10 protein-coding genes are annotated in these 11,139 nt (G+C 45.9%); 9 read left to right on the top strand and 1 reads right to left on the bottom strand.

Going from position 1 to position 11,139, the window contains the following annotated elements; translation table 11 throughout:
- Positions 1-3: 3 nt before the first annotated feature.
- Positions 4-834 (bottom strand): type I methionyl aminopeptidase, encoded by an 831-nt coding sequence (gene map, locus L5M10_RS02005; protein WP_226058787.1) that lies wholly within the window; start codon positions 832-834, stop codon positions 4-6.
- A gap of 283 nt (positions 835-1,117) precedes the next feature.
- Between map and rpsB the strand changes: the two genes are divergently transcribed.
- The 9 genes from rpsB (at position 1,118) to bamA (ending at position 11,107) form a co-directional block, all read left to right on the top strand.
- Positions 1,118-1,846 carry a 30S ribosomal protein S2 gene (gene rpsB / locus L5M10_RS02000; RefSeq protein ID WP_028760607.1) on the top strand — a complete coding sequence of 243 codons (729 nt, stop codon included), beginning with the start codon at positions 1,118-1,120 and terminating at the stop codon, positions 1,844-1,846.
- Positions 1,847-1,966: 120 nt separating this feature from the next.
- The gene (gene tsf, locus L5M10_RS01995; RefSeq protein ID WP_028760606.1) at positions 1,967-2,818 is read left to right on the top strand and encodes a translation elongation factor Ts; all 852 of its coding nucleotides are present in this window, start codon (positions 1,967-1,969) and stop codon (positions 2,816-2,818) included.
- A 68-nt stretch (positions 2,819-2,886) separates the two neighbouring features.
- Positions 2,887-3,624 (top strand): UMP kinase, encoded by a 738-nt coding sequence (gene pyrH / locus L5M10_RS01990; RefSeq protein WP_006080981.1) that lies wholly within the window; start codon positions 2,887-2,889, stop codon positions 3,622-3,624.
- A 21-nt stretch (positions 3,625-3,645) separates the two neighbouring features.
- Positions 3,646-4,203, top strand: a complete 558-nt coding sequence (gene frr, locus L5M10_RS01985) for a ribosome recycling factor (protein ID WP_012088724.1) — start codon at positions 3,646-3,648, stop codon at positions 4,201-4,203.
- A gap of 81 nt (positions 4,204-4,284) precedes the next feature.
- Positions 4,285-5,112 (top strand): isoprenyl transferase, encoded by an 828-nt coding sequence (locus L5M10_RS01980; protein ID WP_028760605.1) that lies wholly within the window; start codon positions 4,285-4,287, stop codon positions 5,110-5,112.
- 20 nt (positions 5,113-5,132) lie between these two features.
- On the top strand, positions 5,133-5,990 hold the full coding sequence (locus tag L5M10_RS01975; RefSeq protein WP_105249720.1) for a phosphatidate cytidylyltransferase: 858 nt from the start codon (positions 5,133-5,135) through the stop codon (positions 5,988-5,990).
- A gap of 4 nt (positions 5,991-5,994) precedes the next feature.
- Positions 5,995-7,185, top strand: coding sequence for a 1-deoxy-D-xylulose-5-phosphate reductoisomerase (ispC, locus tag L5M10_RS01970; protein ID WP_263254759.1), 1,191 nt, complete (start codon positions 5,995-5,997; stop codon positions 7,183-7,185).
- 39 nt (positions 7,186-7,224) lie between these two features.
- Positions 7,225-8,595, top strand: coding sequence for a sigma E protease regulator RseP (rseP, locus tag L5M10_RS01965; protein WP_263254758.1), 1,371 nt, complete (start codon positions 7,225-7,227; stop codon positions 8,593-8,595).
- 31 nt (positions 8,596-8,626) lie between these two features.
- Positions 8,627-11,107, top strand: coding sequence for an outer membrane protein assembly factor BamA (gene bamA, locus L5M10_RS01960; RefSeq protein ID WP_263254757.1), 2,481 nt, complete (start codon positions 8,627-8,629; stop codon positions 11,105-11,107).
- Positions 11,108-11,139 lie beyond the last annotated feature (32 nt).

Raw genomic sequence — 11,139 nt, 5'->3', positions numbered from 1 at the left:
GGCCTATCGCTCGTGATTGATAATACGTGGAAAATCCTCATCCTCACGCAGGGTAAGTACTTCAACCCCTTTTTCAGTCACCAGTAAGGTATGTTCCCACTGGGCTGAATTTTTACCATCGGAGGTGGTAACCGTCCACTTATCATCGCGATCGAGTATGGTCGTGTGGCGACCAGCATTGATCATAGGTTCAATGGTGAAACACATGCCTGGGCGTAATACTGTGTTATCGCCGTTACGGTAATGCATAACCTGAGGTTCTTCATGGAAACCCGAGCCAATACCGTGGCCACAATAATCTTGCACGATGGAATATTTCTCAAGGCCTGTTTTACTTGCTTTGATGAATTTTTCGATAGTATTGCCAATTTCACCCAGTTTTAAACCTGGACGAACCTTACGAATAGCTAAATACAGGCTTTCTTGCGCGATGCGGCACAGACGTTTGTCCTTCGCGCTCACTTCACCGATTAAAAACATCATCGAGGTATCGCCGTGATAACCGTCTTTAATCACTGTGATGTCGATATTGAGGATATCGCCTTCTTTCAATGGTGGGTTGTCGTTTGGAATACCGTGGCAAATGACATGGTTTACAGAAGTACAAATGGATTTGGGAAAACCATGGTAGTTAAGCGGCGCCGAAATCGCACCTTGCTCTTCGGTATATTTGGCGCAGAGGTCATTGAGCTCATTGGTGGTCACGCCCGGTTTAACATGCGGCGCGATCATTTCTAATACCTGTGCGGCTAGTTTGCCCGCAGCACGCATTTTTTCAATTTCTTCAGCGGTCTTGATGACTATACTCATTGCGTTTTCTCTTGTGTCTTTAATGTCTGTTGGCCACGCAACCTAATGCAAAAATTTGTGCTTTAGGGCTATTTATGGTATAAAGCGCGCCGTTATGTTTAAGTCTTGATGAATTGTCTAAGCCAGCTTTTGCGCTGCTTTGATACTTGCAAGACTAAAGATGGCGGCCATTATACATGGCTATTTGTCTAAATACTAAATCACACACGTGTCGACACATTCTTCGGGGTGCCCTCAGTTGTTATATAAGGGGTCGAAGACATGGGATACGTGGAGGTCTAACCCCCTAAATTTTAAGGTAATAGAAATGACTACAGTTTCAATGCGCGATATGCTTCAGGCCGGTGTCCACTTCGGTCACCAAACCCGTTACTGGAACCCAAAAATGAAGCCATTCATTTTCGGTGCTCGCAACGGTGTTCACATCATCAACCTTGAGCATACTGTGCCAATGTTCAATGAAGCGCTAGCTTTCATCAGCAACGTAGCTTCAAAGAAAGGTAAAGTATTATTCGTTGGTACTAAACGTGCTGCTGGCGAAGCGATCAAAGAAGCTGCTCTATCTTGTGACCAGTACTATGTTGATCACCGCTGGTTAGGCGGTATGCTGACTAACTGGAAAACCGTTCGTCAGTCAATCAAACGTCTGAAAGAACTGGAAAGCCAATCAGTAGACGGTACTTTCGACAAGCTGACCAAGAAAGAAGCGCTGATGCGTACTCGTGAGCTTGAAAAGCTGGAAAAATCTTTAGGTGGTATTAAAAACATGGGCGGCCTGCCAGACGTATTATTCGTCATTGGTGCTGACCATGAGCATATCGCTATTAAAGAAGCTAACAACCTGGGTATCCCTGTTGTTGCAGTTGTTGATACTAACTCTGCGCCAGATGGTGTTAACTACATCGTTCCTGGTAACGACGACGCTATGCGTGCTATCCGCCTGTACACTTCTTCTGTTGCTGCTGCTGCAAAAGCTGGCCGTGGTCAAGATTTGGCTGTTCAAGCTGAGCAAGACGGTTTCGTAGAAGCCGAATAATAATAAGGCGGGATGATTATCATCACCCTTATTAACCAAGATTTTTGATTGGTTAACAGGGGCCATTCGGCCCCTGTTTTATATCTGCAAATTAGTCGATTTTTTATAGAGGATTTAACAATGGCAATTACTGCTGCCCAAGTTAAAGAACTGCGCGACCGTACTGGCGCAGGCATGATGGATTGTAAAAACGCTCTGACAGAAGCTAACGGCGACATGGAGTTAGCAATTGACAACATGCGTAAGTCTGGCGCTGCTAAAGCGGCTAAAAAAGCGGGTAACATCGCTGCTGACGGTACAATTCTGATCAAGAATGGCGAAGGTTTCGCTGCGCTATTAGAAGTTAACTGTCAAACTGACTTCGTTGCTAAAGATTCAAACTTCTTAGCATTCGCGAACGCAGTATTAGATGCCGCTGCTGCATCTAAAGTGACTCTTGAAGATTTAAAAGCACAGTTCGAAGATGCACGCGTTGCATTGGTAACTAAAATCGGTGAAAACATCAACATTCGTCGTGTTGAGTACATCGATGGTGCAAACCTATCTTCATACCGTCACGGTGAGCGCATTGGCGTTGTTGTTGCCGGTGAAGCTGACGAAGAAACCTTAAAGCACATCGCAATGCACGTTGCTGCTTCTAAGCCTGAATACGTGAACCCAGAAGATGTTCCTGCAGAAATCGTTGCAAGAGAACAAGCTCTGCAAATCGAAATGTCAATGAACGAAGGCAAATCGGCAGAGATCGCTGAGAAGATGGTTCTAGGTCGTATGAAGAAGTTTACCGGTGAGATTTCTCTGACTGGTCAAGCTTACATCATGGAACCAAAGAAAACTGTTGGCGAAATTCTGAAAGAGAAAGGCGCTAAAGTCACTAACTTCATTCGTTTAGAAGTGGGTGAAGGTATTGAGAAGAAAGAAGAAGATTTCGCGGCTGAAGTTGCTGCTCAAATCGCTGCTTCTAAAAAGGCTTAATCGCCAACGCTAAATACCCCCAAGACCGCGGCAATAGCTGCGGTCTTGTTATGACCAGGATAAAAATTATGAGCACCAATCCAAAACCCGCATTTAGACGCATTCTTCTTAAATTAAGTGGCGAAGCACTGATGGGCGACGAAGGCTTCGGCATCGATCCCAAAGTATTAGATCGCATGGCTCAGGAAGTGAAAGAGCTGGTTGAGCTGGGTATTCAGGTGGGTGTGGTTATTGGTGGTGGTAATCTGTTTCGCGGTGAAGGCCTAGCAAAAGCCGGCATGAACCGTGTGGTGGGCGATCACATGGGTATGCTGGCAACGGTTATGAACGGCTTGGCAATGCGAGACGCCCTGCACCGTGCCTATGTTAATGCTCGTCTGATGTCAGCTATCCCGTTAAAGGGTGTGTGTGATGATTACAATTGGGCTGAAGCGATCAGCTTGCTAAAATCTGGCCGAGTGGTTATTTTTGCTGCCGGTACAGGTAATCCTTTCTGCACGACCGATTCTGCGGCCTGTTTACGCGGCATTGAAATCGAAGCTGAAGTCGTATTGAAAGGCACTAAAGTCGACGGTGTATACTCTGAAGACCCAATGAAGAACCCAGATGCTGTTAAGTATGATGAAGTGACTTATGCGGAAATTCTGGAAAAAGAATTAAAAGTAATGGACTTAGCCGCCTTTACTATGGCGCGTGATCACGACATGCCTATTTTAGTCTTCAACATGAATAAGCCTGGCGCTCTACGCCGCGTTATCATGGGTGAAGAAGAAGGCACGTTGATCAGAGCGAAAAAAGTTATTTAATGACCAAGAAGGACATTTAACGTGATTGAGAACATTAAGAAAGATGCGCAAGAGCGTATGGGTAAATGCGTTGACGCGACTAAAAACCAAATGGCAAAAGTGCGTACCGGTCGTGCCCACCCAAGCCTGTTGGATTCCATTCAAGTCTCTTACTACGGCACTATGACGCCACTAAACCAAGTGGCTAACGTGGGCGTTGAAGATTCACGCACTCTGTCTGTGACTGTGTTTGACCGTAGTGCTATCCAAGCCGTTGAAAAGGCTATTATGAGCTCTGATTTAGGTCTGAACCCTATGTCAGCTGGCGCGACATTACGTATTCCATTACCCGCGCTGACCGAAGAACGTCGTAAAGACTTCATCAAAGTGGTGCGTAACGAAGCTGAAAACGGTCGTATTGCTATCCGTAACGTGCGTCGTGATGCGATTTCTGAAGTGAAAAAGCTTGAAAAAGCTAAAGCTTGTACTGAAGATGATGTGCGTCGCAGTGAAGAAGAAGTGCAAAAGTTCACCGATGCTCACATTAAAAAGGTCGATGAGATTTTAGCGGCCAAAGAAATTGAGTTGATGGAAGTCTAATCTCAGTTCGATAAGCTAGAGTTGATGCGCCGTGTAGGGGTATACTACACGGCGTTTGTCTATTTTAAAGGGCTGTATTAGATGTCATCCACAGTGGAACTTGATCCGCACCCTAGGACGAGTGAGAGTGATTTATACACTCAAACGACCTTGCCGGGACAATTACCCGAACTCGTGAAACAGTCGTTACCTAAGCATGTTGCTATTATCATGGATGGCAATGGGCGTTGGGCACAAACCCAAGGTAAACCACGAGTGATGGGACATAAGGCTGGTGTTAAGGCCGTTAGAAGAGCCGTAAGCACGGCAAGCCAATTAGGCATTGAATCGCTAACCTTATTCGCATTTTCTAGCGAGAATTGGCGTAGACCCGATAAAGAAGTCAGCTTGCTGATGGAGTTGTTTTTTACCGTATTACAGCGCGAAATTAAATTGCTGGATAAGAATCAGGTTAAGCTCAACATTATTGGCGATATCAGCCGCTTTTCGGCGCGATTACAGAAGCAAATTGCTGCTGCCCAAGAGAAGACATCTCGCAATACTGGCTTGGTTCTGAATGTTGCGGCTAACTATGGTGGCCGTTGGGACATACTTCAAGCAGCACAAAAATTAGCGGAAAAGGTCGAAACTGGCGAAATGACCAGCAGTCAGTTCACCGAAGAAGCCTTAAGTGCACATTTGTGCATGCAAAATCAGAGTGAAGTTGATTTAATGATCCGCACGGGCGGGGACTGTCGCATCAGCAATTTTGTGCTGTGGCAGGCGGCCTATGCAGAATTGGTGTTTACCGACACCCTTTGGCCTGATTTCGATGAACAGGCTTTTCATGAAGCGATAGCCATTTTTGCAAGTCGCCAGCGCCGTTTTGGTCTGACTGGAAGTCAGATTGATGAGATGCGTGCATTGTAAAACCTCATGAGGGATTTTTTTTGCTAAAACAACGAATAATAACAGCAACTTGGTTAGTTCCATTAGTTTTAGGGGCGATATTTTTGCTCCCTGCCAGCTACTTCGCCTGGGCCTTAGTTGCCGTCTTCCTTATTGCAGCAAAGGAATGGGGAAGAATTATCGATAATCAGTGTGATGTCACTCAGTGGAGCTTTACCTTCACAGTTGGTATCTTATTGGTGGCAATTAATCTGATTGTGCCAATTGATGCCGTTTGGTTAAGCCACCAGTTACATCCTATCTATTTGGCCATTCTCTATATTGGTGCATTCTGGTGGTTAGCATCACTATTATTAGTGGTAACTTATCCTAAAAGCGCTAAGTTCTGGCAAAAGAATCCTATGTTTAAGTCCATGTTTGGACAGTTAACCTTAGTGCCTTGCTTTGTTGCTCTTATCGCGCTCAAATCCATTAGTTCACAAACTTCTCCCTATTACGGCCCAGTGTTAGTACTGTTAGTGATGTTGATTGTGTGGGCAGCAGATTCTGGGGCTTACTTCGTCGGTAAAGCGATAGGTAAAACGAAACTGATGCCTGCAGTGAGCCCTGCTAAAACCTTGGAAGGCCTAGTTGGTGGTTTAGTGACGACTATGCTCGTGGTTGCCGGTGTTATGTATTATTCGCCAGAGCAAGAACTGGGTTTAGTTGTGGCAGTGACCTTATTTGTTGCTTTAGTGTCAGCGCTGGGCGATTTATCTGAGAGTATGTTTAAGCGTGCGGCCTGTATTAAAGATTCTGGCACTATTTTGCCCGGTCACGGCGGCGTGCTCGACCGCATCGACAGCCTGACTGCAGCCTTGCCGGTGTTTACCCTGATCTACATTGCATTCTGGATGTAACGCTATGCAAAATATGGTGATTTTGGGTGCTACTGGTTCAATTGGTGCTAGTACCTTAAGCGTGATTTCGGCTAATCCATTGGCTTATAGCATCTATGGATTGGTGGCCAATGCGAGCGTTGATAAGATGCTGGCTTTGTGTGTAGCCCATAAACCGAAAGTCGCGCATATGGTGGATGAAGCGGCTGCGAAACAGTTACGCGCCGTTTTACCCACTGCGCTCAATATTCAAGTCACTACTGGCATGAACGATTTACTCGGTTTAGTGACGGCTGCCGAAGTGGATACTGTAATGGCAGCGATTGTCGGGGCGGCAGGGCTAGTACCAACCCTTGAAGCCGTGAAGGCGGGAAAGCGAGTATTACTGGCCAATAAAGAAGCTTTAGTCATGTCGGGTGAGTTGTTTATTGAGGCGACTAAGAGCTCTGGTGCTGTGCTCTTGCCCGTGGACAGTGAGCATAATGCTATCTTTCAATGTTTACCCCTAGAAGTGCAGGCTAACCTCGGCCGTTGCGATTTAGCTGCGTCGGGTATATCCCATATTTTGTTAACAGGTTCTGGCGGACCTTTCCTGCGGTCGGATCTTGCGACACTTGCGGCCATGACGCCTGCCCAAGCCTGTAAACACCCTAATTGGTCCATGGGACCTAAAATCTCTGTTGACTCCGCCACTATGATGAATAAGGGTTTAGAGTTCATTGAGGCGCGGTGGTTGTTTAATACTCAGGCTGAGCAACTTAAAGTGGTTATTCATCCGCAAAGCGTGATCCACTCTATGGTGCAGTACCGTGATGGTTCGGTTATCGCCCAAATGGGTAACCCAGATATGCGCACACCGATTGCCCATTGCATGGCTTATCCGCAAAGAATTCATTCGGGCGTTGAACCTTTAGATTTTTTCAAAGTCGGACAGTTAAGCTTTTATGAACCTGATTTTGAACGTTTCCCCTGTTTAGCTCTGGCAATGGACGCGTGTGCCCAAGGCCAAGAGGCGACAACTGTGTTAAATGCTGCCAATGAGGTCGCTGTTGAAGCGTTTTTACAGGGACAAATTGGCTTTACTCAAATTGCAAAAGTGAACGAAGCTTGTTTAGTGACTGTGCCTAAACGCCCTATGGGCAGCATAGAAGATATTTTAGCCTTAGATGCGCAAACTCGCGTCTATGCGCGTGAAACCTTAGCAAGCATCGCTTAGCAATAGCTGAATGATTAAATTTATAACGTAAGGAGTGGGATGTTAGATTTTTTATGGAACTTAGGTTCTTTCATCGTTGCACTGGGTCTGTTAATTACTGCCCACGAATACGGCCATTTCTATATCGCGCGACGTTGTGGCGTGAAAGTCGAACGTTTCTCCATTGGTTTTGGTAAGGCTATTTGGCGCCGTGTTGGTAAAGACGGCACTGAATATGTGTTAGCCATGATCCCCCTTGGCGGCTATGTCAAAATGCTCGATGAGCGTGTTGAAGACGTTCCCGATGAATTAAAAGATCAAGCGTTCAATCGTAAAACCGTATGGCAACGTATTGCGATTGTGGCCGCTGGTCCAATTGCTAACTTTATTTTTGCCATCGTTGCCCTGTATTTTATGTATCTGATTGGTGTGCCATCACTTAAGCCTGTGATCACCTCGACGACCCCCGGGACTGCTGCTGCGCAAATTCAAATCACAGAGCCAATGCAAATAACGGCCATTTCCGGTCAGGCCGTGCGTAACTGGGAAGAAGTGAATTTAGCTTTAGTCGGCCACATAGGTGATGAAAGTCTGAGTGTATCGCTAACACCATTGAATGGTTTGCAAGGTTTGGATTCTAGTGCGCGGTCTTACACCTTAGATACGCGTAATTGGCGTTTTGATCCTGAAAAAGAATCCCCGATTACGGCATTAGGGTTAGGGATTTATCGTCCCGAAATCGTCCCCACCATTGCTGCGATTAGTCCTGACAGTGCCGCTGCGAATAGTGAGCTAAAAGTCGGTGACACCTTAGTCGCAATAAATGGTAAAAGTTATACCGATTGGCAGGCTTTTGTTGACATTATTCAACATTCTGCCAATGTGCCTGTGAGTTTAACTGTGCGTCGCAATGGCGAACAGTTTAATGTGGCAGTGACACCCTTAAGCAGTAAAAATGCCGATGGCCAAGAGATAGGTATGCTCGGAGTGAGCCCGACCCAAGCACAATGGCCAGACAATATGCGTTTACAACTTGAATATGGACCAATCGATTCTTTCGGCATAGCAGCGGATAAAACATGGCAACTTGTTGCTGTGAGCTTTAAGATGATTGGCAAATTATTTACCGGCGATGTGTCGGTGAAAAACCTGAGTGGACCCATTTCGATCGCACAGGGTGCGGGCAGTAGTGCAAACTATGGCTTGGTCTATTTTCTCGGGTTCCTCGCGCTCATCAGCGTCAATTTAGGCATCATTAACTTGCTGCCTTTACCTGTGCTCGATGGGGGACACCTGCTGTATTACTTTATTGAAGTAATAACTGGTAAACCTGTACCTGAAAAGGTGCAGGAAATAGGATTCAGATTTGGGGCAGCAATACTGCTGATGTTGATGAGCGTTGCGCTTTTCAATGATTTTGCCCGACTCTGAGCAAGGACAGACTAATAATTAGAAGTGCTCTATGAGATTGAATAAACTTTTTGCCTCGATGTTATTCGTCGGTGCGTCGTTTTCAGGGACTGTGTTGGCAGATACTTTCCAACCGTTTGAAGTGACCGACATCCAAGTTGAAGGTTTGCAACGAGTTGCACTCGGTGCTGCCTTGTTAAGCTTACCAGTAAAAGTAGGTGACACTGTTGACCAGTTAAGAATCCAGCAAGCGATTAAAAGCTTGTATGCATCGACTAACTTTGAAAATGTCTCCGTGAGCCGAGATGGCGGCGTATTAGTGGTGAAAGTCACTGAACGTCCAACTATCAGTGCCGTGACATTCGATGGCAACAAAGACATTAAAGACGAACAGTTACAGGAAAGTCTGGACGGTTCTGGCGTTAAAGTCGGTGAGTCGCTCGATCGCACTATGTTGACCGGTATTGAAAAGGGTCTGCAGGATTTCTACTACGGCGTGGGTAAATACGGCGCGAAAGTGGAAGCCCAAGTGATTAACTTACCCCGTAATCGGGTAGAGCTGAAATTTAAGTTTACCGAAGGTTTAGCGGCCGAAATCCGCCAAATTAACGTGGTCGGTAACAAAGAGTTTACCGATGCTGAACTGATTGGCATGCTGGAACTTAAAGATTATGTGGCTTGGTGGGATCTGTTCGGCGAACGCCGTTATCAGAAGCAAAAGCTGCAGGCCGATCTCGAGACCATCAAAACCTATTATCACAATAAAGGTTATATCCGCTTCGAAGTGACTTCGACTCAAGTGGCCATGACGCCTGACCGTAAAGGTTTATATATCACCATTAACGTTGAAGAAGGTGAGAAATATAAAGTTAAAGACGTGAATTTGACGGGCGATTTGATGGGCCGTGAAGAGTTGATGAAATCAATTCTGCCAATCAAAGCGGGTGATATGTACAACGGCGGTGATGTGACTTTCACCGAAGAAATGTACAGCAAGTATCTAGGCCGCTTCGGTTATGCTTACCCTGAAGTGAAAACCTACCCTGAAATTGATGATAAGACTAAAGAAGTCACCTTAAACATCAATATCAAACCGGGTAAACGTGTTTACGTACGGGCGATTAACTTCACTGGTAACACAGTGACTAAAGATGAAGTGATGCGCCGTGAGCTGCGTCAGATGGAAGGGGCTTGGTTAAACTCAGCGCAAGTTGAGCAATCTAAAGCGCGTCTTAACCGTTTGGGCTTCTTCGAAACCGTTGACACTGAAACCATTCAAGTGCCGGGTACCGATGATTTAGTCGATGTTGCGGTTAAAGTGAAAGAGCAGCCGTCGGGCTCATTTAACGCGGGTGTCGGTTATGGTACTGAATCAGGCCTGAGCTTGCAGTTTGGTGTACAACAAAACAACTTCTTAGGTACAGGTAATCAAGCGGGTATTAGCTTGAGCACCAACAAGTACTCTAAAAACGTTAACTTATCCTATACCGATCCGTACTGGACAAAAGACGGTGTGAGTTTAGGCGGGAGCGTTTATTGGAGTGAGTTTGATGCCAATGAAGCTAACTTAGAACGCTATAAAAACAGTTCGTATGGTGTGGCGCTTAACTCGGGTTTCCCGATTAACGAATACAACCGTATCAATGGTGGTATTGGCTATCGTCACAACACGATTTCTGAGATCTCAGCTTATGAGCAGGCGCTGCGTTTCTATAACATCTATCGTGATGACGATCCAAATGCGGACTTAAGTTTCGATAACTTCGAACTCAGCCTGGGCTGGTATCGTAGCACCTTGAACCGTGGCACTTTCCCAACAGATGGCTCGTCCCAGCGTCTGAACGGCAAAATGACTTCGCCAGGGTCTGATTTACAGTATTTTAAGACAGACTTTGACACTAACTACTATTTCCCTGTTAACCGCAGTCAGAGCGTTGTGCTCTTGGCCCGTGGTCGATTAGGTTATGGTAACGGTTATGGTCAATTTAATGATAATGACCAAATTCTGCCTTTCTGGGAAAACTATTACTCAGGTGGTAGTAGCTCGCTACGTGGCTTTAAGTCGAACTCTGTAGGTCCACGTTCATTCTATCTCTATCGAGGTAGTGAGCCGTGTGCACCGGATCCATCGGGCGATGGCTGTAGCTTGCCTGGCGATCCTAATAGTATCCAAGTCAGTTCTGGCCGCTCTATCGGTGGTAATGCCCTTGCAACGGCAAGTATGGAGTTGATTGTACCAACCCCATTCCTGGATGAGGCTTACACTAACTCAGTTCGTACTAGTTTCTTCGTCGATGCGGGTAACGTCTGGGATACTGAGTTTGATTACGAGTCATATCAAACACTTCCGGCGGACGAGTTTGCTAAGTTACAAGACTATAGTGATCCAGCTCGCCTGCGCGCCTCTTGGGGCTTGAGTGTTCAATGGTTATCACCTATGGGACCTATGGTGTTCAGCTTGGCGTGGCCGCTTAAAGAATATGAAGGTGACCAAACGGAGATCTTCTCTTTCAATATTGGCAAAACTTTTTAAAAGGCATACACTCGGCAAGTTTTGCTGACAAT

Source organism: Shewanella sp. SM32, from assembly GCF_025654235.1.
GTDB classification, from domain to species: Bacteria; Pseudomonadota; Gammaproteobacteria; order Enterobacterales; family Shewanellaceae; genus Shewanella; species Shewanella oncorhynchi.
Note: the sequence above shows the minus strand (reverse complement) of the source record. Positions and strands in the feature narration are given on the sequence as shown.